This window comes from Fulvivirga ligni, assembly GCF_021389935.1.
Taxonomy (GTDB): domain Bacteria; phylum Bacteroidota; class Bacteroidia; order Cytophagales; family Cyclobacteriaceae; genus Fulvivirga; species Fulvivirga ligni.
On sequence record NZ_CP089979.1, the window covers coordinates 4,276,542 to 4,302,455 of the forward strand.

Annotated in this window: 27 protein-coding genes; 15 read left to right on the plus strand and 12 right to left on the minus strand. The window is 38.1% G+C overall.

Annotation, left to right across the window (positions count from 1 at the left end):
- Positions 1 to 17 precede the first annotated feature (17 nt).
- Entirely contained in the window at positions 18 to 1,079 is a 1,062-nt protein-coding gene (locus LVD16_RS17935) for an acyltransferase family protein (RefSeq protein WP_233769658.1), read from the plus strand.
- A 59-nt stretch (positions 1,080 to 1,138) separates the two neighbouring features.
- Here the strand turns inward: LVD16_RS17935 and wrbA are convergent, their stop codons facing one another.
- The 3 genes from wrbA to LVD16_RS17950 all read right to left on the minus strand — a co-directional run bounded on the left by wrbA (position 1,139) and on the right by LVD16_RS17950 (position 5,213).
- Positions 1,139 to 1,747, minus strand: coding sequence for an NAD(P)H:quinone oxidoreductase (gene wrbA / locus LVD16_RS17940; RefSeq protein ID WP_233769659.1), 609 nt, complete (start codon positions 1,745 to 1,747; stop codon positions 1,139 to 1,141).
- 64 nt (positions 1,748 to 1,811) lie between these two features.
- Positions 1,812 to 2,903, minus strand: a complete 1,092-nt coding sequence (locus tag LVD16_RS17945) for a glycosyltransferase family 4 protein (protein WP_233769660.1) — start codon at positions 2,901 to 2,903, stop codon at positions 1,812 to 1,814.
- Between the two features lie 150 nt (positions 2,904 to 3,053).
- Positions 3,054 to 5,213 (minus strand): amylo-alpha-1,6-glucosidase, encoded by a 2,160-nt coding sequence (locus LVD16_RS17950; RefSeq protein WP_233769661.1) that lies wholly within the window; start codon positions 5,211 to 5,213, stop codon positions 3,054 to 3,056.
- A 124-nt stretch (positions 5,214 to 5,337) separates the two neighbouring features.
- Between LVD16_RS17950 and LVD16_RS17955 the strand changes: the two genes are divergently transcribed.
- From LVD16_RS17955 to LVD16_RS17970, 4 genes are all read left to right on the plus strand, one after another.
- Entirely contained in the window at positions 5,338 to 6,288 is a 951-nt protein-coding gene (locus tag LVD16_RS17955; protein ID WP_233769662.1) for an aldo/keto reductase, read from the plus strand.
- A 98-nt stretch (positions 6,289 to 6,386) separates the two neighbouring features.
- The gene (locus tag LVD16_RS17960) at positions 6,387 to 8,633 is read left to right on the plus strand and encodes an ATP-binding protein (protein ID WP_233769663.1); all 2,247 of its coding nucleotides are present in this window, start codon (positions 6,387 to 6,389) and stop codon (positions 8,631 to 8,633) included.
- Complete coding sequence (locus LVD16_RS17965; protein WP_233769664.1) at positions 8,630 to 9,007, plus strand: response regulator; 378 nt, start codon at positions 8,630 to 8,632, stop codon at positions 9,005 to 9,007. The genes LVD16_RS17960 and LVD16_RS17965 overlap by 4 nt, the downstream gene beginning before the upstream one ends.
- Positions 9,000 to 9,584, plus strand: a complete 585-nt coding sequence (locus LVD16_RS17970; RefSeq protein ID WP_233769665.1) for a biliverdin-producing heme oxygenase — start codon at positions 9,000 to 9,002, stop codon at positions 9,582 to 9,584. Before LVD16_RS17965 ends, LVD16_RS17970 begins: the two co-directional genes overlap by 8 nt.
- Here the strand turns inward: LVD16_RS17970 and LVD16_RS17975 are convergent.
- Together LVD16_RS17975 and LVD16_RS17980 are read right to left on the minus strand one after the other, a co-directional pair.
- The gene (locus tag LVD16_RS17975) at positions 9,571 to 9,927 is read right to left on the minus strand and encodes a response regulator (RefSeq protein ID WP_233769666.1); all 357 of its coding nucleotides are present in this window, start codon (positions 9,925 to 9,927) and stop codon (positions 9,571 to 9,573) included. The two genes, LVD16_RS17970 and LVD16_RS17975, sit on opposite strands and share 14 nt — an antisense overlap.
- A 68-nt stretch (positions 9,928 to 9,995) precedes the next feature.
- Complete coding sequence (locus LVD16_RS17980; RefSeq protein ID WP_233769667.1) at positions 9,996 to 13,616, minus strand: chemotaxis protein CheB; 3,621 nt, start codon at positions 13,614 to 13,616, stop codon at positions 9,996 to 9,998.
- A gap of 114 nt (positions 13,617 to 13,730) precedes the next feature.
- On the opposite strand from LVD16_RS17980, the gene LVD16_RS17985 reads away from it, so the two are divergent.
- The 6 genes from LVD16_RS17985 to LVD16_RS18010 all read left to right on the plus strand — a co-directional run bounded on the left by LVD16_RS17985 (position 13,731) and on the right by LVD16_RS18010 (position 16,334).
- Positions 13,731 to 14,240, plus strand: a complete 510-nt coding sequence (locus LVD16_RS17985; RefSeq protein WP_233769668.1) for a hypothetical protein — start codon at positions 13,731 to 13,733, stop codon at positions 14,238 to 14,240.
- A 106-nt stretch (positions 14,241 to 14,346) separates the two neighbouring features.
- Positions 14,347 to 14,511, plus strand: a complete 165-nt coding sequence (locus LVD16_RS17990) for a DUF1328 family protein (RefSeq protein ID WP_233769669.1) — start codon at positions 14,347 to 14,349, stop codon at positions 14,509 to 14,511.
- 60 nt (positions 14,512 to 14,571) lie between these two features.
- On the plus strand, positions 14,572 to 14,823 hold the full coding sequence (locus LVD16_RS17995) for a hypothetical protein (protein ID WP_233769670.1): 252 nt from the start codon (positions 14,572 to 14,574) through the stop codon (positions 14,821 to 14,823).
- Between the two features lie 320 nt (positions 14,824 to 15,143).
- Entirely contained in the window at positions 15,144 to 15,578 is a 435-nt protein-coding gene (locus LVD16_RS18000) for a DUF2267 domain-containing protein (protein ID WP_233769671.1), read from the plus strand.
- A 17-nt stretch (positions 15,579 to 15,595) separates the two neighbouring features.
- Positions 15,596 to 15,826: a hypothetical protein gene (locus tag LVD16_RS18005; protein WP_233769672.1), complete on the plus strand. Its 231-nt coding sequence runs from the start codon at positions 15,596 to 15,598 to the stop codon at positions 15,824 to 15,826.
- 148 nt (positions 15,827 to 15,974) lie between these two features.
- Positions 15,975 to 16,334 (plus strand): response regulator, encoded by a 360-nt coding sequence (locus tag LVD16_RS18010; protein WP_233769673.1) that lies wholly within the window; start codon positions 15,975 to 15,977, stop codon positions 16,332 to 16,334.
- On the opposite strand, the gene LVD16_RS18015 is transcribed toward LVD16_RS18010, so the two are convergent.
- The 4 genes from LVD16_RS18015 to LVD16_RS18030 are packed head-to-tail and all read right to left on the minus strand — an operon-like array spanning position 16,331 to position 19,447.
- Positions 16,331 to 17,305, minus strand: coding sequence for an MlaD family protein (locus LVD16_RS18015; RefSeq protein ID WP_233769674.1), 975 nt, complete (start codon positions 17,303 to 17,305; stop codon positions 16,331 to 16,333). The genes LVD16_RS18010 and LVD16_RS18015 overlap by 4 nt on opposite strands.
- Positions 17,306 to 17,322: 17 nt before the next feature.
- A complete protein-coding gene (locus LVD16_RS18020) occupies positions 17,323 to 18,063 on the minus strand; it encodes an ABC transporter ATP-binding protein (RefSeq protein ID WP_233769675.1) in 741 nt (246 codons plus the stop codon).
- A gap of 2 nt (positions 18,064 to 18,065) precedes the next feature.
- Complete coding sequence (locus LVD16_RS18025) at positions 18,066 to 18,842, minus strand: MlaE family ABC transporter permease (RefSeq protein ID WP_233769676.1); 777 nt, start codon at positions 18,840 to 18,842, stop codon at positions 18,066 to 18,068.
- 2 nt (positions 18,843 to 18,844) lie between these two features.
- The gene (locus tag LVD16_RS18030) at positions 18,845 to 19,447 is read right to left on the minus strand and encodes a superoxide dismutase family protein (protein WP_233769677.1); all 603 of its coding nucleotides are present in this window, start codon (positions 19,445 to 19,447) and stop codon (positions 18,845 to 18,847) included.
- Positions 19,448 to 19,664: 217 nt separating this feature from the next.
- Here LVD16_RS18030 and LVD16_RS18035 point away from each other — a divergent pair, with 217 nt between their 5' ends.
- The gene (locus tag LVD16_RS18035) at positions 19,665 to 19,973 is read left to right on the plus strand and encodes a hypothetical protein (protein WP_233769678.1); all 309 of its coding nucleotides are present in this window, start codon (positions 19,665 to 19,667) and stop codon (positions 19,971 to 19,973) included.
- Positions 19,945 to 20,673, plus strand: a complete 729-nt coding sequence (locus LVD16_RS18040) for a tetratricopeptide repeat protein (RefSeq protein ID WP_233769679.1) — start codon at positions 19,945 to 19,947, stop codon at positions 20,671 to 20,673. The genes LVD16_RS18035 and LVD16_RS18040 overlap by 29 nt, the downstream gene beginning before the upstream one ends.
- On the opposite strand, the gene LVD16_RS18045 is transcribed toward LVD16_RS18040, so the two are convergent.
- Positions 20,670 to 21,305 (minus strand): TetR/AcrR family transcriptional regulator, encoded by a 636-nt coding sequence (locus tag LVD16_RS18045; protein ID WP_233769680.1) that lies wholly within the window; start codon positions 21,303 to 21,305, stop codon positions 20,670 to 20,672. The genes LVD16_RS18040 and LVD16_RS18045 overlap by 4 nt on opposite strands.
- A gap of 110 nt (positions 21,306 to 21,415) precedes the next feature.
- Between LVD16_RS18045 and ggt the strand changes: the two genes are divergently transcribed.
- On the plus strand, positions 21,416 to 23,113 hold the full coding sequence (gene ggt / locus LVD16_RS18050) for a gamma-glutamyltransferase (RefSeq protein WP_233769681.1): 1,698 nt from the start codon (positions 21,416 to 21,418) through the stop codon (positions 23,111 to 23,113).
- Between the two features lie 184 nt (positions 23,114 to 23,297).
- The gene (locus tag LVD16_RS18055; RefSeq protein WP_233769682.1) at positions 23,298 to 24,011 is read left to right on the plus strand and encodes a hypothetical protein; all 714 of its coding nucleotides are present in this window, start codon (positions 23,298 to 23,300) and stop codon (positions 24,009 to 24,011) included.
- A gap of 50 nt (positions 24,012 to 24,061) precedes the next feature.
- On the opposite strand, the gene LVD16_RS18060 is transcribed toward LVD16_RS18055, so the two are convergent.
- Together LVD16_RS18060 and LVD16_RS18065 are read right to left on the minus strand one after the other, a co-directional pair.
- Positions 24,062 to 25,135, minus strand: a complete 1,074-nt coding sequence (locus LVD16_RS18060; RefSeq protein WP_233769683.1) for an acyltransferase family protein — start codon at positions 25,133 to 25,135, stop codon at positions 24,062 to 24,064.
- Positions 25,136 to 25,140: 5 nt separating this feature from the next.
- Positions 25,141 to 25,704 (minus strand): ankyrin repeat domain-containing protein, encoded by a 564-nt coding sequence (locus tag LVD16_RS18065; protein WP_233769684.1) that lies wholly within the window; start codon positions 25,702 to 25,704, stop codon positions 25,141 to 25,143.
- Positions 25,705 to 25,914 lie beyond the last annotated feature (210 nt).

A 25,914-nucleotide genomic window follows, 5' to 3' on the forward strand; every position in this document is an offset into this window, starting at 1 on the left:
TATTTTTTATTTTATTTATGCTTAAAAAAATATTCATTGAAAGGAATTATCTAGACAAAAGATTACCCTGGATTGATTACGCAAAGGCAATAGCCATAATTCTAGTTGTTTATCGTCATATTATGATTGGGCTCATGAGAGCTGGCTTTGAGGTTCCTAACTATTATGTGGTAGCCAATGAAATGGTATACAGCTTTAGAATGCCCCTCTTCTTCATTCTCAGCGGACTTTTTCTAAGACGTGCCCTTGCCAAAAAATCAAACGGAGAATATGTATACAATAAATTCAATTCTATTCTATATCCGTATTTAATCTGGACAACCATACAGGTAACCATTCAAGTGGTTTTTAGCTCCTACATCAACTCTGACAGGAGCTACATGGATTACCTGTACATTCTAATAAGACCAAGAGCCATTGATCAATTTTGGTTCTTATATACCTTATTTAATACTTCAATCCTCTACTTACTTATGTTTAAGATTTTTAGAGGCAACAAAATTTTATTGGTTGTTACCGGTATAGTATTTTATTTATTGGCTCAATATTTAAACGAGTATAGCTTACTACAAGATGCGCTTTACTATTTTGTATTTGTAAGTATCGGTGACGCCGCATCTGAAATCATTTTAAGTAAGAACAATGAGAAATATTATAGTTCATGGTACACATTCTTTGGAATATTACCTTTCTTCATTCTTACTCAGTGGTATTGGTTAACACATGAAACACATCCTCTAGTATTTGCTGTATTTGCACTTTTAGGCTGTGCATTTATCTTCAATATTTCATTCTTACTTATGCGGTATGAGGCAGCAAAGGTTCTTAGAGCTGTAGGCTTCCATTCATTACAGGTTTATTTGTTGCACGTGATAGTAAGTGCTGCAGTGAGAACTGTTATGGTGAAGTTTATGGGAATAGACGAAGTAACAATCCTTCTGATTACAGGGATCATATTCGGTACAATTATCCCTATACTGGTCTACCAATTCTGCATTAACAACCATTTATGGCTTTTATTCACTTTAGAAAAGCCTAAGAAAAGGACAAAGGAAAAATACGAACCCTCGGTAAACTGATAATACAAAAGGGCCGCATCTTAGCAGATGCGGCCCTTTTGTTGTATAGTTATTTATTCTTATTTCATAGACTCAGCTACAGAAATGGCTCTTTTCACCTGATGATGGATGGCCTTAGTTATACTATCCTTATCTCCCTGCATCTTTCCTTCCATATCTACAGAAACGCTGGTTCCGTAAGGGTTTCCTCCAGCCGCATAGATTACGTCATCAGTATATCCTGGTGCCACTACTAAAGCTCCCCAATGATACATGGTGGTGTATAGATTGAGTAATGTGGCCTCTTGACCTCCGTGGGCATTCATAGCACTAGTCATTGCCGTAACTATTTTATTTACCAGCTTTCCTTTTTGCCATAACGGCCCAGTAGAATCAAGGAATTGCTTCATTTGCGCTGGTAAGCTACCGAAGCGTGTTGGAGCACTAAACACAATTACATCCGCCCAATCCAGATCTTCAAGCGATGCTTCAGGTACATCCTTGGTCGCTTTATAGTGCTTTTCCCATGCAGGGTTTTCGCTGATCACATCTTCTGGCACTAGTTCTTTTACTTTTAAGACCTTCACCTCTGCTCCTGCTTCCTTTGCAGCATCAGCAGCCATGTTGGCCATGTTGTAATTATTTCCTGTACTACTGTAATAGATTATAGCGATTTTCATATTGCTCATAATAATAAATTGGTTAGTTGATGTTTAAACAATAACCGACTCATGAGCATATTGTTCACATGAATTAGGCGGTAATCTGATACCCTTTTTCTTCCTTTTTGGGGTTTCTAAGATATTTCTTCTCAGATGTAACTTGCTCTGCTAAGGCCTCATAAATATTGACATAATTCTGAGCCATTTTATCTGAGCTGAATCTGCGCTCAAATTCTCTTCTTATCCTGTCTCTGTCTAGCTGCTTTAGCTTGGCCAGTGAAGCAATGGCTTCTTTCTTCGAACCGACGATAAATCCAGTTTTACCGTTTTCCAGTACTTCCGGAACTGAGCCATTTTCATAGGCGATTACTGGCGTACCGCAGGCCATAGCCTCAATCATGACTAAGCCGAATGGTTCAGGCCAGTCAATAGGAAACAGTAGGCATTCTGCCTTCCCAAGGAAATCATTCTTTTCAAATTCATTGATTTCACCTATGAAATCTACCAATGGATGATCTAACAAATGCTTAATTTCCTGGTCAAAATATGCCTGATCAGCTTTATCTACCTTAGCTGCTATTTTTATTTTCCGACCTGCTGAAATAGCAATATTTATAGCTCTATCTACCCTCTTTTCCGGAGAGATACGACCTAAAAATGCCACGTAACCTCCATCACCATCTCCCTTTCTTAAAAGGTTTTTTGGTAAACCATGGTAAACATTACCTACCCAATTAACATGTGGAACAGGTTTTCTTTGGAAATTAGAGATGGAAATAACCGGCTGTTTATTGAATCGTTCATATATCATGCTGGTTTCTCGCATGTTTAGCCTACCATGCAGTGTGGTAACGTAAGGTATATTTAGAAACTGGCTAAAAGGGTAATGCAAATAATCGATATGAAAATGAATGAAATCAAATTCTTTAGCCCGATCCATGACCTCCTGCAATTGAATAAAATGATAAGCCAAGTGATCGACACATTTAGGGTCTAATCTCAATGCTTTATCACAAATGGGAACCAGATCAGCCTTGGTTATGGAATCTCCTGAAGCAAACAGTGTTACTTCATGGCCTGCTTCTACCAAAGCATCACTAAGATAAGATACTACTCTTTCCGTGCCGCCGTAAAGCTTGGGCGGGACAGACTCATACAACGGTGATACTTGTGCTATTTTCATTACAGTTAGTTGGTTTAATTAAAAAGGGAAAACACAGCATCAACTATAGACTAGGTTTTATGAGGTATGTATAATATAAGAATTAATGTTTTAATTTTTATTTTAAAAATCTCTGTTAATTCACATGGCAAGTGCAAATGAAAGACCACATTATTTCACTATGACCACACTCCAGCTATCAGGCTTTTTATTCACTACAATTCCTACATCAGATTTGTGTCTGTTTATTTCCAAATCAATGCTACCATCTGCTGTATAAATGTTATCTATTCTTATGTAATCCAGGTAATCTGGTAATGAGGGCTTATTGAATAAAACGGTTTTAGTACTGGCTTCAATATTTATTTTCAGGCAAGCCTTGAAGAACATGAATACCGCTCCTACTGACCATGCCTGGGGTGAGCACGCCACAGGGTAGCTGGTAGGTCCTTCCCCATCTCTACGGGCAAATCCACAGAATAATTCGGGCATTCTCTGCATATCTAAAAACAGCGATGCATCAAACATGGCTGTTACAAGCTTCAGTGCCTGAGGTTGCAAATCATATTGGCTGAAGCCTTCTGCTATCAAGGCTACATCATGAGGCCATACAGAACCGTTGTGATATGACATAGGGTTGTATCTTGGTGCATCCAAGCCTAGTGTTCTGATGCCCCAACCGGTAAACATTTCAACCGAAGTTAAAGTAGCGGCAAGCTTCTCTGCATTCTCTTGAGTAGCAATGCCCGTGAATAGGGTATGACCGGCATTTGAATTCTTAACCCTACAAGGTTTTTTATTAGCATCCAAGGCCAGCACAAAGCATCTCATCTCTTCATCCCAAAAGGTTTCATTAAATTTTACTTTGAGTTCCTCTGCCTCAGTGTCTAATTTATTGGCTACCTCAAATTTTAATGATTTCGCAATTTTGGAAGCGGATTTCTTAGCGGCATAGACATATGCCTGCACTTCACACAGGGCTATGGGAGCCTCAGCTAAGTCACCATTATCATAAGAAATTGAATCGAATGAATCTTTCCATCCTTGATTGGTCAGTCCGTTTTCAGCTTTATGCTGATATTCTACAAAACCATCCCCATCCAAATCTCCATATTCATCAATCCAGTTTAAAGCTTTTTCTAACGAAGGCCAAAGCTTTTTACAGGTTTCCAGATCGCCTGTTCGTTCAAAGTATGCTCCTGCAAGCATGATAAAAAGCGGTGTAGCATCTATAGTACCATAGTATAAGCTAAAAGGCACTTCACCTGTATTAGCCATCTCTCCTTTTCGGGTTTCATGCAGGATTTTTCCGGGTTCTGCATCTCTCTTGGGATCCAACTCAGTGGCCTGATGAGCGGCAAGGAACTCTAATGACTGCCTGGTGATATCAGGAGCTATCCAGAGGGTTTCATAAGCGGTAAGAATGCCATCTCTACCGAAGGCGGTATTATACCACGGCACACCAGCATAAGGATAAAGACCTGTACTAGTTCTTGCTAAAAGCGACAGTAGATCGGTTTTAGATCTGTTAAGCCAATGTGTGAATTGCTCATTAGATGTAAAAATATTGCCCATGAGCTCACGTTCTTTGCTCATGTCGTGTTCCAGTTCACTTAATGACTGTTCGTAAGAAATCTCTTCATGTTCCTCTGCATCATCAGATCTAAAGTAGAAGGCCATGGTTAGCTGGGTGATCTCACCACGAAGCAAGGAAACATTGAATATAATACCCTGACTTTCAATAAATTCTGCCTGTGGAGTGGTCTTTACCACCACTTCTCTTTCTACACCATCAAGGCCATTGTATGTTTTCACGAATTCATCATCCACTGCTCGAAATAGAGAACTATCTCCTCTATTGGACCTGGTACTTCCTCTAATTTCAAAAATATCCTTAAAATCAGCATCCATTCGAACTATGAGCCTGGTCTCAAGATTAGTCTTACCAAAATTATAAAGCATGAGCTTGGTATAACAGGCACCGTTTTTAACAAAAGTGTTTCTTTTGATATGCAACTGACCCTGCGCAAAAAAGCTCTCGTCACTACCCAGATTGGGATTGGTCATGTCTACGGAAAGCATATCATTGTTTTCCCTAATATTAGAACTTAGAATGGTGGGTCTGGCTCCCTCTATACCCAGCACCAGCCGGCTAATGTACCTGGTGCCTCCATAATATATTCCTTGAATACCATCATGATCAAAATTTATATCACCATGCGAATCAAAAATCGCAAATGTATCCGACTCATTTAATACCCGTAAATCCTTGTTTTGATAGCTCTCTTTTGAGGCTATACTAAATTCATCCATTATCAACTTAGCTTCCATAATCCATGTGATTCGGTTATACTTTTAATTAAAACAGTGACAGCAAACGAAGGTTTCGGCTTATAACAATTTACAACTTTTATCAGTTGTATAGGTAAACGATTGAGAATTAAACCAATTAAATATGAAAACTTTAGCATATAAAAACGGAGATCAAATGCCCGCCTTAGGTTTGGGAACATGGAAATCTAAACCGGGCGAAGTAGAGAAGGCTGTATATGAAGCGATAAAAATTGGCTTTAGACATATTGACTGTGCACCTATTTATGGCAACGAGTCAGAGGTAGGCGAAGGAATAAAAAAAGCGATAAATGAAGGCATAGTTTCAAGAGAGGATCTTTGGATAACATCTAAGCTATGGAATGATAGCCACAGAAGAGAAGATGTTATACCTGCATTGCAGAATACACTATCAGATTTACAGGTAGATTATCTGGATCTTTACTTGATCCACTGGCCTGTGGCCTTGAAAAAAGGAGTTGGGTTTCCTGAGTCATCTGAAGACTTTCTAAGTTTAGATGAAGTGCCGATAACTGAAACCTGGGAAGGAATGCAAGATGCTTACCGTCAAGGACTTGTTAAGCACATTGGCGTTTCTAACTTCAATATTAATAAGCTCAATGAGATTATCAATGAATGCAAAGTAGCCCCTGCAATTAATCAAGTAGAGATGCATCCATTTTTACCTCAAAATGAGTTATTAAATTTCTGCAATAGTCATGACATTCATATGACTGCATATTCTCCTTTAGGTTCTGGCGACAGACCCGAGAAAATGAAAAAGGACAATGAACCAACACTGCTGGAGCATGAAGTTATAGAGTCTATAGCAAACACCCACGGTTGTTCTACCGCTCAGGTTTTGATAGCATGGGCTCTTGAAAGAGGAACAGCAGTTATTCCAAAATCTGTAAATAAGGAAAGAATACAACAAAATTTTAACGCTTCAGAAATTAAACTAAAGCAAGATGAAATAGACACTATCAATGCTCTTGATTATGAGTATAGATTTGTAGATGGAGAGGCTTGGGATCTGGCGGGAAATAGCTATGAAGCTAGTAAATTCTGGGATTAACGATTAACTCATAGCTTGCTAATATTTGGGGAAAGATATTGCTATATTTACATTATATATTAGCGATCTAATTACAGATACCATATATTAGCAAGCTTATGATAAACAAGGAACATCTGACTTTAGAAAACTGCGAAAAAGAGCCTATTCACATTATTGGTCAGATTCAAAACATTGGTTTTTTCCTGTTAGTATCCCCATTTGATCACAATATCTTGCAAGCCAGCAAGAACATAAATACCTCCTTTGATCTTACCTGCGAGGAGTCTATCGGTAAGAATATTAGCACACTTAATATACCCGGACTTAGGGAGATCCTCAGCACTCAGAGTCTTGCTGTAGATAACACACAGCCGCACCCTCATCTGGTTACTCTTCCTAATGGCAAGAAGTACAATTTGCTCATTCATAACTGGAAGGAATATTATCTACTTGAATTTGAGCCTCAGACATTAAAGACTGATGAATATAACCTTCAGTATTTCCTTGGGGGGGCAATGGGTAAAATTCATAACAGTACTGATTATCGTAACCTTCTCAATGAAACAGCGGAGGAAATAAAAAAAATCACAGGCTATGACAGGGTCATGATATATAAATTTCATGAAGACTGGCATGGTGAAGTGGTGGCTGAATGCAAGATAGACGAATTAGATCCATACTATGGACTACACTATCCGGCTTCAGACATCCCGAAAAGGGCAAGAGATCTGTTTACGATTAACCCGGTGAGGTTTATACATGATGTACAATCCGAACCCGTGGAGATATTCCCTATTTTGGCCCAAGGTGAAAAAGAACCCACAGACTTAACTCATTCTACCTTAAGAAGCTCTTCCCAAATGCATATTCAATATTTAAAGAATATGGGTGTAGGAGCTTCCATGACTATAAGTCTTCTTGTAAATGATAGGCTGTGGGGAATGATTGCATGTCATCACAAAGAGGCCAAATTCATAGACTTTAAACTGAGACAGGCTTGTCAGTTTATGGGCCAGCTGTTCTCTTCTTCTTTACAACTCCATCTGATGGATAAAGAGAAGGATGACTTAGCCAAAAGTCGCGAAGTGGGTGCTAAACTTGCTTCATATACACTTAAGGAATATAGCATTACTGAAGGATTAGCCGGATATGATGAAACCTTAAAGGACTTAATAGAATGTTCAGGAGCAGCAGTAGTCACTGAAAATCAGATCATATCACTTGGCGAGACTCCTACTGAAGCTGACATAACGCATATTATCAGATGGCTTAATCTAAACCAGACTGATGACATATTTATAACAGACGAATTTAGTAAGCATTTTCCGTCTGCTATTAATTTTAAAGATAAAGCCGCAGGCATTATTGCTGCCAGACTTTCTTCAGGCTTTGGAGAATACTTAATCTGGTTTAAAAAGGAGGTTTTACAAACCATTTACTGGGGCGGCAATCCTGAAAAAGCCGTAACAGTGAGCGAAGACGGTATGGCTTCTATTTCTCCAAGAGTTTCCTTCGATAAGTGGGCTCAAATTATGGAGAATAAATCAGAGCCCTGGACTAATTCTAACATTAGTGCTGTAGTTAAGCTTCGCGAAGACGTTTTGCAGGTCATTCTGAAAAAAGCTAACGAAATAAGGAAGCTGCATGATCAACTGGAAGAGGCCTACAAAGAGCTTGATGCCTTTAGCTATACCGTTTCGCATGATTTAAGAACTCCCTTGACGGCCATCAAAGTATATTCCGAAATACTACTGGAAGAAAACGATGCGCTTTTTACTGACAGCATAAAAGACATGCTGAACAAGGTGGTGAAGAACGCCGATAAGATGACAGATCTTATTAAGGACGTATTGAATTATTCAAAAATTGGAAAGGTAGATGCCTCCTTCAAGGATATTGAAGTAAAGGAAATACTACCTCATATTATAGACAATCTTGAAACCTCTTACAAATCTCAAAAGATCGAGTTTGTATTGGGCGATCTGCCTGTAATCTATGGTGATGAAACCATGATTAGCCAGGTATTTAGTAATCTTTTATCAAATGCTGTGAAGTACTCTCAGAAGAGAAGTAAGTCAATTGTGAAGGTATCCGGAACGGTGAAGGGTGATGAAGTGATTTATACAGTATCAGATAATGGTATTGGTATTGACATGCAGCATATTGGAAAGATATTCCAAATATTTTCCAGACTTACTGATGAAAAAGGTTACGAAGGCAATGGCGTAGGGATGACCATTGTAAAACGCATTATGGATAAGCATAATGGCAAAATATGGATTGAAAGTTCGTTAAATAAGGGAGCTTCTTTCTTTATATCATTCCCAAAAAAAATTGATAATATAGTAGACTTGACTGCATGACAGAAATAAAAAGTAGTACCAAACCACTCACTGTAGCTATCTGTGATGATGATACGGACACATGTGAACTGGTTAAACTCATTGGGGGACAGATAGGTGTTAATGTATTAACCTGCTTTAAACTAGAAGATTTTAATACCGCTGAAGCTGACAATGAGATAGATGTGGTTTTCATGGACGTGAACTGGGGTAAAATCAATGGTATACAGATGGCTCGTGAGTTAAAAGATAACTACAAAGTCTATATTCTATCCGGCGCTCATAACATTGAAGAAATAACCCGTGAAGAAGAGCTTAATGGATACCTTGAAAAACCTTTTTCACTTAAGACAATAAGAACGCTATTAACGAATTTGGCAGAGGAAAATGATTAGCAAGCGACTTAAAGAAGAAACCACACCACATCATAATAAAGCAGAAGAAGGTAATTTCAACACAGAAATAAGACAAGGCACACTAAGTGTAGAGCAATACGCATTATTTCTACAAAGAAATTACTGGCTAAATAGACTCGTAGAAGAGCATTACGGCACCCTTTCTGATGAGCAGAAAGCTGAGCTGAAGGAGTTTGATATTCAGGCTAGAATAAAATCTCACCTTATATTAGAAGACTTAAAAAAGCTGGACACTACCCTTTCGGGAAACAACATGCCATATCCTGATTTGGCCTTTGAAGAACTGGTGGGTGCCATATATGTTACTGAGGGCTCTAGCCTTGGTGGACATATGATTCACAAGGCATTGCAAAAGAATTCTGAACTGGCTGATAAAGATGCCTTTAGCTTCCTGGGTTTTTACGGAGATAAGACAGGATTATACTGGAAGAAATTCATTGAAGCATTAGAAGGCTACTATGCTGCTCACACAGAAGATGAGGATAAAATCATAGAAGGAGCTAAAAAAGCTTTTGATTATTTCATTGATGTCACAAAAGCTACTAAGCTAAATTAGAAGCCACATAAGATTTAAGATCACTTACAGTAAAGGGCTTTTTGATATATCCATTAGCCCCTACCCTTTCATATACTTTTTGTATCTCATCATTCGCTGAGAAAAGAATTACAGGAATATCTTTCGTTTCTTCGTTCTTTTTCAACAGTGCTGTTGCCTGCTCCCCTCCAATATCAGGAATCCAAAGATCCATAAGTATCAAATCAGGCTGCTTCTCCTCTATTAGATCAAGTATATTAATCACATGCAAAGAGGTTTGCACCTCATAATTCTTAGACAAAATAAATGTGCACAACTCTAAAATATCTTTATCGTCATCACAGATCAGCACAGTCTTCTTCATTCAAATATGGTCAGTAAGGGTAAGACAAAAAATACCTGTTGTAGTAACCCATACTTATGCCTAAGTGTTTAAACTTTAGGTATTTTAATAATAAAAGTACTGCCTTCACCTTCCTTACTCTCAACATTAATACTTCCATCATGCGCTTCTATAATCTGCTTAGAGATATAGAGGCCAATACCAAGCCCGGAGGCAAAATCACTTTTTTCCTGTACACGATAGAATCTTTCAAAAATCTTAGATTGATATTGAGATGGAATACCATCTCCAAAGTCAGTAACGGCGAAGAATACGTAGCCATTATCTTCTCCGGTTTCTATAATGATTTTTTCACCTGTTTCAGAGTACTTTACTGCATTGTTAATCAGGTTATTCATCACTTGTAGGAGCTTTTCTTTACCAGCATGCACCATGGCGTGAGTATCACCACCTTTGAATACTATATCATGAGTTTCAATCAACGAATGAGCCTCATCAACCAATGTTTTCACCAATTGATCATAATCTACATCCTGCTTTTTAAAGGTCAGGTTTCCTGTTTGCACCTTAGTTACGTCTAATAGATCATTCACCAAAGCACTTATCTTTTGCATGCCTTTAAAGGCCTTGCTAGAATAAGTCTTAGCGGTATCTATGTCAACATCTCCTGTTGATAGCACCTCAGTAAGAAGTTCCATATAAGCCTTAGCTGTAGTTAATGGAGTTTTAAGTTCGTGGCTAGCTATACCCATGAACTCATCTTTCTTTTCTTCGATACTTTTTTGCTCATGAATGTCTGTGGCTGTGCAAACCCATACTTCTAAACCTCCTAACGAGTTTTTGAGCGGAGCAAACCGAACCAGATGCCAATGATAGTTCTTTTTACTATCGTAGAATCTGTATTGCAAGGTATACTCCGAATGATTTTGCTTGGCTTCTTGCCAGGCGGCCTCTACCATTGGTAAATCATCCTTGTGAATGCAGGCATATAAATCTATAGTACTAAATTCACTGCCTTTAAAATCCAGGTACGTTCTTAGAGTCTCATTTATATAATTTATTTCACCGTCTTCGGTCAGTGTCCATACCATTTGAGGCATATGTTCGGCTAATGTTCTGAAAAACTTAGCGCTGTCCTCTGCCACTTTTCTGTTTTGTACGGGCTCAGTTACATCTACACCATATACAACTATATCCGGCTTATCGCTATCTGCAGACTCAAGCGGAGCAAAAGAAAAATTATAGTATTTGGTTTCCTTATCTTTACCTTCATTCAGGCTTATTTCCAATTCTACTTCATTGGCTTTAAATGTTTCCCCAGAATCACGTACATCTTTAATAGACTCCATAAAACCCAACCTTAAAAATTCCTTGTTGGCATTAATTATAGATCGGCCTTTTAATTGTCTGTCAGGGAAAAGCTTTTGATAAGTAGGGTTAACATACTCGAAGATCATATCGTCACCTGAGAGCACAGCAATGATGTCAGGTGAAGCCATGGCTATTTGCTCCATCATTTTCTTTTGGCGCGTAAGCTTCTGAGAGGCCTGTCTTAAATCTACATAAGCATTTTCTAACTCTTCATTGGTGGCCTGCAGCTCTTCGTTAGAAGTTTCAAGCTCTTCATTAGAGGCCTGTAGCTCTTCATTTGATGACTGCAGCTCCTCGTTCAAGGCTTGAAGCTCCTCATTAGTAGTTTCCAGCTCCTGTACAAGCGTATTCATATGCTGCTTATTGCTAATAAGCTCATATTCAAGCTCTTGAATATGCTGAGCATTTACTTGTGAATTTTCTACATCAATATCAGAATCGGTACTGAAGAACGACTCTACCATATCAAATGAATCAAAAATGACCATAAAATAAGGATGCCCTGGCTTAGAGTAGATCAGTGGCTTTACCATGATCCTGGCCAGATGAGTTTCATCATTTATGGAGTATCTCCTAATCTCTCCACGAGATATTTTCATTGATTTAATAGACTCTGTTACTAAAGATCTAGTAACTATCTGCAAATCATCAGCAATTAGTCTTAGCAAATTCATATTGGCCAGCCCAGGCTTAATTTGCAAAAACTCATTGGTATCACCTGAAATTTCAACAATATCCAGATTCTCATCAATGATTACATAAGGGCTCTCAAAGGTATTATAAACCGTTTCTTTTACCATTTCATGAATGGATAAAGATTCGTTTTTCAGATTTCGGGTAGCCGCTACTTTCTTATCCACACTCAGAGGCTTAGTAGATGGCAGCCTGAGTGGTTTTACGGCAGTACGATCTTTTCTGGAAAAGATACGATGCTTTGCATCGATTGTACTGAAAATATTTTTGTAGTTCCCTACTGTTTCTGACTTGCCTAAGAAAAGCAAACCGCCCGGTAAAAGGGCATATTGAAATATAGGGAATATATGGTTTTGAAGCCGCTGATTAAAATAGATAAACAGGTTACGACAACTTACCAAATCCAGTCTTAAAAATGGCGGATTACTGGTAAGATCGTGTTTGGTATAAAGAATGGTTTGCTTAATATCCCTGATGATCTCATAATCCTGACCATGTTTTTCAAAGTACTTATTAACCAGGTTTTTAGGTAATTTGCTCACCTTATCTTTACTATATCTACCATCTCTGGCCTCTTTCAAAGCCGGGGCATTGATATCCGTGGCGAAAATCTGAACCTTTAAATCATACCTATTCGTTTCAATGAGCAATTCATTGAGCATAATGGCCAAGCTTACACTCTCCTCTCCTGTAGCACATCCTGGAACCCATACTCTGAATTTCTCTCTTTTATCTTTGGTCATGATACGCTTTCGTATCTCTGATCGTAAATTGTTAAATGCTTCCTCGTCTCTAAAAAATGAGGTAACACCAATGAGAAGATATTTAAAAAACTCGTCAAGTTCGTCTTCATTCTCTCTAATGTAACCTAGATATTTTTCTACATTACTAAAACCTTTATCATGAAGCCTCTTTTCAAGCCTGCGTACTATGGTTGATTCTTTATAATTACTGAAATCTGTACCGATTTTGGACTCCAGCATGCTCAATATGGTACTTATGTCGTCACTAGATTCATAATCTTCATTATCAGCCTTTGCCAGTTCCTTAGTTCTTTCTACTAATGTAGTATCATGAATCAAAGCCACCAGATTCTCTCCTATTTGAGAGGGGCTCATCACCACATCTACCATTCCTGTAGTCATAGCGGCTTGTGGCATACCTGCATATTTGGAACTATCCAGGTCCTGACTTATGGTAAGGCCACCTGCATTTTTTAATGCTACAATTCCTTTACTACCATCTTGACCTGTACCAGAAAGAACAATACCAATGGCCTTTTCTTTAAAGGACTTAGCCATAGAGCTAAACAACTTATCTATACTAGGGCGTGGACCTACTGCGGAAATAGCTGATATTTCCAGCTTGGTTCCTTGAATGGTGGCATCACAGTTAGGCGGAGTAACATAGATATGATTAGGCTGAAGCTCCACACCATCTTCGATGGCGCTGGTAGGAATTGTAGTTTTTCTACTTATTATCTCAGTGAGCATACTTTTATACTCAGGACTTAGATGCTGAGCCACAATAATGGCCATATCATCTAAACTTTCTGGAAGTGATTCAAAGAGCTCTTGTAATGGCGTGAGACCACCAGCAGACGCACCAATGGCTACCAAATATTCTAACTTATTGTTTTTACTCAACGAACTTAGCTTTAATCAAACTATTCTAAATATTACGCCAGATCAGAGAAATCTATTACGGCGCTCTGTTGTTAACAAACAAATATGTAAATTGTATAATTGTAAAAAAAATTTATGGCCTCTATTTGGATTGATGCTGAAAGAAAAATTGTTAAAGCTGATGAAAACTGGGATCAACTGGCAGGAGGCAACAATGCACGGGAACTACAGGCAAGTTCAATCATTGGAAAATATATAACTAGTTTTATCAAAGGTGATCAGGTAAGAATGTTCATTGACGCCATTATCACCAGAGTAAATGTGAGCGGCAAACCATACCTTATACATTATAGGTGTGATGGGCCTCACAAGGCTCAGTTTATGCGCATGTTGGTAAAAAAAGAAAATGACAACCTCTTTCTCATTGAACATGACCTAATAAAATCAGAACCTATTAATCCGTCCATTTTATTCACTGAAAATCAAGATGCTACACAAAAAAGATGTGCTATTTGTGGCAAAGTACAGTTTAAAGATGAATGGTATGATGCACTGATCAACCGGAAAATCTTTGGCACTGTAGAAAGCCTAGAGACTTCTTCCAGTCTATGCCCAAGTTGTGAAAAACAACACCGCTTCGTATAAGAAATTCCACATAATGTAAACAAAAAACTTCCAATTCAGCCTATTTTCTATTGGCATGATAATTACACTTTCCTGGGTAAAAGATTTTAAACCTAACCAATATATTATGTTACGCTGGATTGTAATTTTCTTAGTCATTGCCTTAGTAGCCGCCCTTTTAGGATTTGGAGGCTTAGCTGCCGGAGCTGCTGCATTTGCAAAAATCATATTCTACATTTTCTTGATACTTCTTGTGGTATCATTAATCATGCATTTTGCACGGAGAGTTTAACGAAATTTTAACCATCATTATAAGTCGGGTTTAACCCCGGTTTTTTTAATACTTAAAAATATGAATAACGGATTAGTGCCTGAGGAAATGCTGATGAATCAGCTAAACTTACTTTCTTTAGAAGAAGAAAAGCTGAATAAACTTTACAGTGTAAAGAAGAATAAATCGGCCATTCAGCTACAGTTGGAAGATATAAGAATGAGAAAAGACAGACTTTATAGGTTATGTGCTATTATGGGGGTGAAAAGAACTCACACACCTGTTAGTGAGCTGGATGGTACAGCCAGGTTCGGAAGCTCCCTTATTAATTAATTTAAAATTTATTAATAAAGTATAATCATTTTACAATCTACCACGTTATATACTTAAGATTTTATACCAACAACCACTTAAAAAAGCCTGGATTTTCCAGGCTTTTTTATTAACCACCCCTACCAGAATCTCGTATAAATAATCAGTACAAACACCTAGTAAGAAAGGTGTATTTTTTCCACAGCTATGTATAATTTACCTCATTTTGAATAATTTTAATACCAGCTTAAATTATGCAATCGATTTAAATTTAGTTAAATTATAGAATTAGAGTCGTGGTGGCACAATTTTTTCAAACTATTGATATATAATTAACGATTATGGATCTAAACTTTGATAAACTAGCTCAAATTGATCAAGGATGCATTAAAGAGATAAATGAAGAATTAAATTTTAACAGCTACCATAAAGCAGGCAACGTACTCAGTGTTATTCTTCATTCTTTAAGAAACAGCTTCACTTATCATCAATCAGCCAAATTTATAGAACACCTATCTAAGCCGCTGAAATTAATCTACATACAAAACTGGAGAATACTACCACAGGTAAAGCCAATTAGCCGTCTTGATGATTTAGTACAGGCGGCCATGAAACATCAACTGTCTCGCCAGTTATGGAAAGACAAGTATGAAGCTCAAAATCAGGTTTATACTGTGATTAGAATTCTTCATCAATATGTAGATCTTATTACCATAGACATACTGCATAAACCTTTTAAAGAAGAGCTCCAGCAGATCTGTGTGCTTAATTCCTAAACTAAACCAATAAAGCTATGACCTACACTAACCTGATTTACACGGTAAGAAAATGTGGCAACCACTGGAAAATTATTGAAGGCTCGTGTAGGGAATCGCTATATGAAGACAACAGTTATCATATAGTTTTAGGAAAAGCCATAGATCTTGCTAAAATTAACCTCCCATCAGAAGTATGGATCTACTCAGAGCAAGATGAGTTGATTGAAAAAAGGATCTATCCCAATTTCTCAGATATCTACGTATAAGGCTGAATAACCCAATCAAGTCGCACTTTTAAGTCTAACTCTCGACCAGGTTAAGAGTTGAGCTTCTCTTTTGCCATAGCCAAATCATCATACCAAAACTTTTTAGCACGCTAATTGAACATTAGTATCTGAAAAGACAGATGAGTAAATGAAAAAAAGAGTACTAATATGTGATAACGACCCGGACATTGTAGAATTGGTAAGTTTAATACTCTCCAGAAAGGGTTATGCAGTGTTTTCATCAGATAATTGCAATAGAGTGGACGAAAAAATTAAAGAATATAATCCTGACGTGATTATTATGGATTTGTGGATTCCAGATCTTGGTGGAGAAAAAGCAACAGAACTGTTGAAAAATTCACCCGAACATAGACACATCCCGGTAGTTATATTATCCGCTAATAATGAAATTGAAAATATTGCTAAACGAAGTGGCGCTGAAGATTATATCGCTAAGCCATTTCATATTGAAGCACTAGTGAAGAAGATTAACCGTTACGTTGCCTAACGGTTATTTTTCTTTTCGTCTTTATCTTTCTTAGAGAAGATATTCAACAGCCAGCTGTTATTTATCGTATTCATCACCTCATCCAGATCATCGGTACCTTTCTTCACGTTGATAATGGTCTGCTCCAGATCCTTGGCCATAGTAGAATCATTTAATAGCTTGTCAATCGCCCCTTTGCTATCATTAAGCTTTTGCATAAACACCTTTAACTCCCTACTTGCCTGAGCAATACTTTCGCCTGCATAATAAACTGAATCCAGTGTATAATCAATTTTATTACCCCAGGTACTATCAGATAAGGCTTTAGCTATTAATCCATTACCATTATTGATTTTATAAGCCGCTCCTTCCACCTGCCTGGTGATAGCCGCTGCATTTTTACTACTCTGCTCAAGTGACGCGATCATACCTGTAACCCTATCTGCCAATACCGTATCAGATACGACCTTACCTAACAACCCTTCCGCACTTTTGATTTGCTGACTTATGGTAAGGAGGTTAGCAGTTAAGTCCTGTGCATTATCTGAGGTTTGTTTAAAGGAGGCCACTACATCATCAATACTAACAGGCTCCTTAGTTCTTAATTCATCACCTTTGGCAATGCTTTTACCACTGGAACTACCCGCCGAAATACTTACGATCTTATTACCCATTAAACCATCAGAAACTATAGAGGCATAGGCATCTTGTTTAATGAACTGGCTAGCGTTTTTATTGATCAGAAGTACCGCTCGCACGGTGCTGTCACTCACTATCTCAATATCTTTCACAGTACCTACTTTGATACCTGAAAAACGGATGTTGTTACCAGGCTGAAGACCACTAACATTTCTGAATGTAGCTGATATAGTCACCTTATTACCAAACAGTTGCTGCTGGCTACCTATGTAATAGATCATGCCCATAAACAAGAGCAATCCAAAGAATATAAATATTCCTAATACAACATCTTTTCTTGTTTTATTTTCCATTTCCAAATGGTTACGTTTTAATCAAAAAAGTCTTTTAGCCAGGGATCGTCTTCAGACTGGAGCTCTTCAAAACTTCCTTCATAAGCAAATCTACCTTCCTTTACTACCTTCATTCGGTTCGCCGTGATCTGAGCACATTTCATATCATGAGTGATTATGATGGATGACATCTCATATTTCTGCTGCATCTCCAGTATTAAATGACTTATCTCTTTTGAGGTAGAAGGATCCAGACCTGTGGTTGGTTCATCATATAACATAATCTCAGGCCTTAGAATAAGAGTGCGGGCTAGCGCTATCCTCTTTCTCATACCTCCTGAGAGCTCAGATGGCATTTTTTTACGAGTATCTTCCAACCCTACATTTTCTAATGCCTCATCTATTCGCTCTTGAATCTCCTCTTCCGTAAGTTTATCAGGCAATCTATCCAATGGAAATCTCAGATTTTCTTCCACTGTCATGGCATCATAGAGTGCTCCACCTTGAAAAAGAAACCCAACTCTTCGCCTATATTCATTGAGTTCCTGCTCTTTTCTAAGAGTCAAAATATCTTCATCAAAAACCTTGAGTTCACCTTCCGAAGGTTCTTCCAGTTTTACGATGCACTTAATCAATACTGATTTACCTGCACCACTCTTTCCGAGAATCACCAGATTTTCACCTTTGTGTAATTCCAGATCTATACCTTTTAGTACTTCAGTATCTCCAAAAGATTTCTTTAGCTCTTTGATGTCAATTACCAGCTCCTTTTCATCCATAATTAGATAAATAACTGAGTGATTTGAACAGCCACAAGGTCTATCACGAAGATGAACATTGAGGATACTACGACGGCCCTATTTGCTGCGTTACCCACGCCCGACGTTCCATTGGAGGCATTTACTCCCTCATGACAGCCCACAATTCCAATAGCAAAACCAAAAAGAAAAGTCTTGGCTACCGCCGGTATAATATCACTGAATATCAGAGCACCTAATGATTGATTATAGAATAACTGTACGCTGACATCCCCTTCTAAATTCACACCTACGTAGGAACCGATGAGTGAAATACCATCTGCATAAAACACGAGGATAGGAACCATGATGGTAGTGGCAATGACACGAGTTACCACTAAATAATTAAAGGAATTAGCACCAGACACAGTCATAGCATCTATTTGCTCTGTAACCTTCATGGAGCCTAGTTCCGCTCCTATTCCTGACCCCACTTTACCGGCACAAATTAGTGCTGTAAGCACAGGCCCTATTTCTCTTATGATAGATATTGAAACCATAGCTGGCAACCAGCTTTCAGCTCCAAATTGTTCTAAGGTGGGCTTAGTTTGCAGTGTCATTACCATTCCAATGATAAAACCTGTAACGCTTACTAAAAACAGTGATTGATACCCTAGTTTGTAAGCTTGGTTGAATATTTCTCTGATTTCAAGTCTACCCCTAAAAATTTGCCGGAAAAACTTCGCTGTGTAGCGACCTATTCCGGCAATATTAATAAAGAACTGTTGCAGAGAATCAGGTAATGATTCTGCCAGTTTCATTCTTATTGATCAGCATTAATTAATGCGCAACCTATTCTGTCACCAGCGGCGCCTGCAGGCTGAGAAGTAAAATCATCTGGTCCTGCATGAACTATGATAGCATGACCTACCACATTAGAATCATCTGCACCACCAATGGTCCAGTCTTCAGCGGTTATTGTAAGAGTTCCTGTTCCATCCTCACCAATAGTGATGTTTCCTATATCACCTTTGTGAAATTGACCAGAACCTCTTTTCCCGTGCTCAACACCTGTTGGATTCCAATGACCTCCAGCAGATTTACCATCTGGCGCGCTACAATCTCCAGTTTCATGAATATGCACAGCGTGCTCACCTGGCGTAGCATTCTCAAGCATAATTTCAAACTCTACACCATTTTCAGTCTGGGTGAATTTGGCAGTACCCGCCAGTTCACTACCTGATTTAGCACTGATTTCAGCTGTAGCTGTTTTCATCTCTTCCATATCAGACTCTGTTACTACTTCTTCTTCCATCATAGTAGTATCTTCAGCATCCTGATCATTAGCCTCTTTATTTCCAGGATTACAAGCTACTGCGGCAAAAGCGACACCCGCGATCCAAAAACTTCTTTTTAACTTTTTCATAATGATTAGTTTAGTTGAATAATTGCATAAAATGAATGATTCAAATATTTTTTTGCCTGTCATTCACATATCACCTTAGAAAGGATTGAAAAGCTAAATTGTTCTCTATTTAGGGTACTTTTTTAATACCGAATATAGATTATATAAACACTTAGAAGAGAAAGCATTTTCTATTGTCAATAAAAACAGGCTATTTTGCGTTCTGTTGGATATGCACTTGAAAAAACTTTTTTACATACTAACCCTTTGCTTTTTCATGCTGCTTGGCTGTAATAATGCCAAGTATATCACCGTGAAGCATGTAAAGCCTGTAAACAGACATCGGTTTTTTGATAGAAAGAATGATAAAAAGAGGAAGAGAGTGAAGTATGTAAAGGTGAAAATCCTGAAACAAAGCCCAACAGTGAAACCTGCTAAATCTAAACCTCCAAAGATTAAAAAGAATAAGGAAGAAGAACCTATAGTTTCTGATTCTACACAAACAGAGCAAGTGATCAATGAGCCAGACAGCACAGGAATACATTAATGAAGGGATAGAACTTGATAAGGCTGGAGAGTATTCTAAAGCCGTGGAGAAATACAGTGTAGCACTTTCCTTACAATCGTCTCACCCTCAAGCACTTTACAGCCGAGCTAAAAGTTATGTGCGCTTACAGAAATTAGAGCAAGCCATTAATGACTTTAATGATCTAATTGCCCAAAATGATAGTAATGCCTTCTTCTATAGCGAAAGAGCCGTAGCTTTCCATCTCAATGGAAATAATGAACTAGCCATAGCAGATTTAGATAAAGCCGTAGAGCTAGAGCCTAATAAACCCTTCAGATATTCCAGCAGAGCCTACATCAGAGAAAAGTCTGGTGATTTAAAAGGTGCATTAGAAGACTACGACAAAACTATTGCTCTAGACCCGGAAGATGCCATTGCCTTTAATAACAAAGGCCTTATAGAAGAGAAGTTAGGGTATATAGAAAAGTCCAAAGCATCTTTTCAAAAAGCTGATGATCTGGACCCTAATAAAAAACCTGCTGCTGACAAACAGCAAGTCAGCGATAAGCCAAAGGCACCTGCCACCCAGAAAGAGACCACCATTGAAGTAAAAGCAAGCGATCAAAAACTGACTTTTGGTGGGTATTTAGATCAAGTGAAATCTTTACTTTCCGATAAGGAAGAAAGAAAGGCATTTGGTAAATACGTAAAAGGAATTTTCTTCTCTAACAAAGACTAATTCAAGCCTCGCAGTAAAGTATCTATATTCTTTCTGAAGAACATTTTCAAAGGCTGTATCTGTGCCATGTGTGATCTTACGATGGATCCGTACATGAGAGACACAAATAGATTTGCCAAATCTGCAGTATCACTAATAGTGGTGATCTCTTTCTTGAAAATGGCTTCCAAAAGGAATTTCTCCATCATCTGAGGGATGGAGAGAATCTCAATTTTCTTAATATCCTTTTCATTTGGATACAAGATTTCTCTCTCTACAGGCTTTAATGGAAAAGGTGATGGCGGTCTTTTAAGGCTGGTAAAATAGCTGATTAAGTTTAAGATCAAACCAGGGTTTTTCTCAATGGTTTCGGCCATTTTATCAAACAGAAAATAGATTCCGGCTATACCTTCCTTTGGATTATGATGCAAGTCGATGGCCCGATCAAGGCACCAAATACGCAAGTAGTAAAGTAAGACATCGTCCTTCTGTGGAAAGTATTTAAAGAATGTCACCTTGGAGATACCAGCCTTTTCACATATATCATCTACAAACAGTTCTTCAAATGAGTTTTTACCCACCAGCTGTTTAGATGAAATTAAAATGTCTAATTTAATTTTAGCCGACTTACGTTCTCTGAGGCCTACTTCCATAAAATTTGTAATTGCTGAACAATATAAGTGATAATATTTATAAATGGCATCATATTTTATATTTTCCACTTCTAATCATCTATATTAGGCCAATTGATCAACCCATTGACATGTATTCAAAACTCTTTACCTTCTTTGTTATAGCTGCAGTTGTAGCTTGTACCACTCCGGAAACATCTCAAAAATTAGTAGAAAAAGGAACCATTGCAGATAGTGCCATGGTGGTAAGTGCTCACCCGCTAGCCACAGAGGTGGGAGTAAAAATTATGCATGACGGAGGAAATGCCATTGATGCTGCTATTGCAGTTCAGTTTGCTTTGGCCGTAGTATTCCCTGAAGCGGGTAACATCGGCGGTGGTGGTTTTTTGGTTTATCGATCTAAAGATGGAGAAACTGATGCTTTGGATTTCAGAGAAGCCGCTCCCCTGGCATCTCATAAAGATATGTATCTGGATAGCAATGGTGAAGTAGTAGAAAACCTGAGCACTTTAGGGCATCTGGCAGTAGGCATACCAGGTTCAGTGGATGGCATGGTGCAAGCACATGAGAAATATGGATCCATGGCATGGGAAAAGCTCGTGCAACCAGCCATCGATCTGGCACAAAACGGCTTTCTTCTAACTAAAAATGAAGCCGTTAGCCTTAATAGAAATTACAGCCACTTCCTAGCTCAGAACATTACCACAGAACAAGGCTGGATCTCAGACCAATGGAAAGAAGGTGACTCCATTAAATGGCCTGACCTTGCCAAGACATTAACACGGATTCGGGATAACAAACGGGACGGTTTTTATTCTGGAGAAACAGCTCAGCTACTATTAGCTGAAATGTACCGCGGCGGCGGAATTATAACTGCAGAGGATTTAAACAATTACCATTCTACATGGAGAACTCCTATAACGGGCACCTATAAAGATTATAAAATTATTTCTATGCCGCCACCCTCCAGCGGAGGCATCGCTCTTATGCAATTAATGACTATGGTGGAAGATTTACCTTTGAAAAAATGGGGCTTTCACAGCGCTAAAGCCATCCATTATATGGCTGAAGCTGAAAAGAGAGTTTATGCTGACAGAGCAAAACACCTTGGTGATCCTGATTATTATTTAGTACCTCAAAAGGAGCTGTTGAACAAGGAATATTTAAAGGATCGATTAAAAGATGTTAAAGCAGACCAGTCTACACCAAGTGATGAAATAGCGGCAGGCGACTTTTCCTATTATGAAAGTGAGGAGACCACTCACTTTTCTGTGGTAGATGCTGAAGGAAATGCTGTATCAGTGACCACCACCTTAAACGGAGGTTTTGGTTCAAAAGTAAGAGTGGCAGGTGCAGGCTTTTTCCTTAATAATGAAATGGATGACTTCAGCTCCAAGCCAGGTGTACCGAATATGTTCGGACTTATTGGCGGAGAGGCCAATGCCATAGCCCCTTTTAAAAGAATGTTAAGCAGCATGACTCCAACTATCGTAGAAAAGAATAATAAACTATATATGGTAGTAGGCACCCCAGGTGGAAGTACCATCATAACCTCTGTATTTCAGACCATTATCAATGTGGTTGAGTATGACATGAGCATGCAGGGAGCGGTTAATGCGGCTCGTTTTCATGATCAGTGGCTTCCTGATAATTTGTTCATTGAGAAAAATGCCATTGACAATAGGTCTCAGGAACAACTGCAGGAAATGGGCTATGTGATCGAAGAAAGAGGTAGTATAGGTAGAGTAGATGCTATTCTAGTGCTACCTGACGGCAAGCTGGAAGGTGGCGCTGATTTTCGCGGTGATGATACCGCCCTAGGGTATTAATTATTAATTAGTTACCTCTACAAATTCACACGTATTCAGTAAAAATTTTAAGTTTATAAAGGTAAGATTACCCTAACATGATTTAACAAACAATTTATTACATTCTAAGCACTGTTTTTAAAAAGTTTTTATATCTTACCTAGCATCTATTAACACATACTATTTTTTAACTTAATTATTAAAGATGAAAAACAAATTTTTACTGACCGCTGCCCTTGCTATGGGGGTATTTGTAGCTCAGGCTCAAACATTCTCTCCCGGTTTCAATGGTTTTTCTGGAAAGAAAACTACTTACATTACTCTAAAGGACGGTAAGGAATTAGAAGGAACGTTGAAAAACCTATCTTTCAAAAAAGGACTTATTGACGATATTAAATTCGTTAATGCTGAAACAGGTAAGAAAGAAAAAATTAACCCTGAGCAAATTGACCATATGTACATACCACCATCTAATCTGGCCAAACTTTCAGCCAAGATGGATGCGGCAACCGATTTGACTAAGATTAGAGATAACGAACTTTCTTCTGAGCACTTACAAGACGGTTATTTATACATGGAATCTTCTAAAGTTCAGATTAAGAAAAAAACAGTGAATTGTATGCTACAGATTGTAAACCCTACTTTCAGTGGTAAAATTAAGGTTTATAATGATCCTTATGCAAAAGAATCTGTAGGTGTAGGTGTAGGTGGAATGACATTGGCTGGTGGTCTAGACAAGTCTTACTACATCAAAAAAGAAGGTGAAGAAGTAGCTAAAAAAATCACTAAAAAGGACTACAAAAAAGAAATGGCTGAGCTATTCTCTGATTGCCCTGATTTAGTAGCTAAATATAATGCAGATCCTAAATGGTCTGAATTTGAAAAATTCATTTACGAATACTCTACTACTTGTAAGTAATTACAATTAAGATATAAAGGAAAGGTCTCTCATTGATGAGAGACCTTTTTTTATTCAACAGATTGTACAAGCCTTGGCTCCTCCCTCTTTTTCATCTTCATACCAAATAATGGCCTTAGTAGGTTAACTCTTCTTATCACTTCAAATGAAAGAAAGCAACCTGCAAACGTAAAAATCAATACCATGAAGAACTTCACTACTATATTAATCTCCAAAGGGAAAATGATATTAGAAGCCATGTAAAGAAATATCATGTGTAAAATATAAACGGGATAGGCCGCCTGACCTAAATATTTTAGCGCTGGTATATCTTTATTTAAGTACTTATTTCCGAAAGCCAACAGCGCCAGAACCCACAAATTAGATTCAATGGATAGTAGATAGTTCATTCCCGCTATTTTTGGTAGTCTGTAAACAAACAGTGCAATTGCCAAAGCCAAAAACGCCCATTTCCATTTAGAAATCATTTGTAAGAACGGTGTGCCTGCCAGCACAAAACAAAAACCAAAGAAAAAGGCTAGAAAACCTAGAAAGAAGCCATGCCACGTCATGGCGTATAATTCAAATGGACTAGGCTGAACCAGCAGCACTTCAACAATAAAGGTTAACATCATTACCAGCACACCGATGATACTGCTAAAACCTTTTTTAATGATTGAAACTATGGCACTTTCAGCGTTATTCTTGATGTATATAAACAAAGGAGACAACACCAATACATAGATGAAAATATTGGCTAGAAACCACAGATGACCAGGGTTAGGGTTATAGGAAACTGTGTAACCATAATAGTTCTGCCAGATATACCAATGAATAGGAACCAAACATAATGCGCCAAACAAGAAGGGAACGAATATTCTCAAAGTCCTCTCTCCTATCAGTTGTTTCCAGTCTCTTTTTCTCAAAGCAAAATATACGCCCATTCCTGACACAAAAAAGAGTAATGGAATGCGCCATACATTCAATAATGACATAGGCACCCAAAGAGCCTGCCACGACTCTTTGGAGGTAATGAAGCCTATCATAATGCCCCATGGCTGAAAACCAATGGCTACATGATATATAAGAAGTAGGCCGATGGCAATCACTCTCAGCCAATCAATGTCTAACCTTCTGTTGTCCATAATTATTAGATTAACATTTTGGCTACCTGTGGCCTTGTTTTTTCTATTCTTTCGAAATCAAGCTTTAGGCCAACCGGAGCCAACATGTCAGCCATCATTTTATAACCTTGCTCTGCCTCACTGTATGGTCCTGCCACAGTTTCATAAGCGGTAACACCATATTTATTTCTGATGGTTTTGTCAGCGCCTTTATCTAATAACATCTTTACTAATTCCGGATGACAAAAGTATGCTGCAGAATGAAGGGCAGTAGATCCATCGTTATTTTGAAAATCGATGTCCACACCAGCATCCAGCAATAATTTAAAAATCTCTGGCTTATTAAATACAGCAGCCGAAATTAAAGGGCTTGATCCGCCCATAGGCTCAGCCTGATTTAGATCAGTACCAGCTTTTATATGCTGCTTCACAGCTTCCGTATTGCCAGATATTACAGCAGTGTGAATATCGACCGAAGGAGCTTCTGTGGTGTTGCTTACACCTTGTGCTTTCTCCTTTGAAGGATTACAAGCAGCAATGGCAAATACCATCATAAAGATTAAATAGCTAAGTGAATTTTGCTTTTTCATAATGTTAATGTTAGTTATATGATTCTTAATAATTGAAGCATTATTGAATGGCTTCGTTTGTTAAATTTTGATGATGTAAAGGTAGCTGGACACGCTGCGGAAGGCTTATCACATAAAGTCACAAAAGCATCAATTTTAGCTCAGAGGGTATAAATTATGACTCATCTATATAAATTATGATGCAGATATCCATAAATTGCCGTTTATATT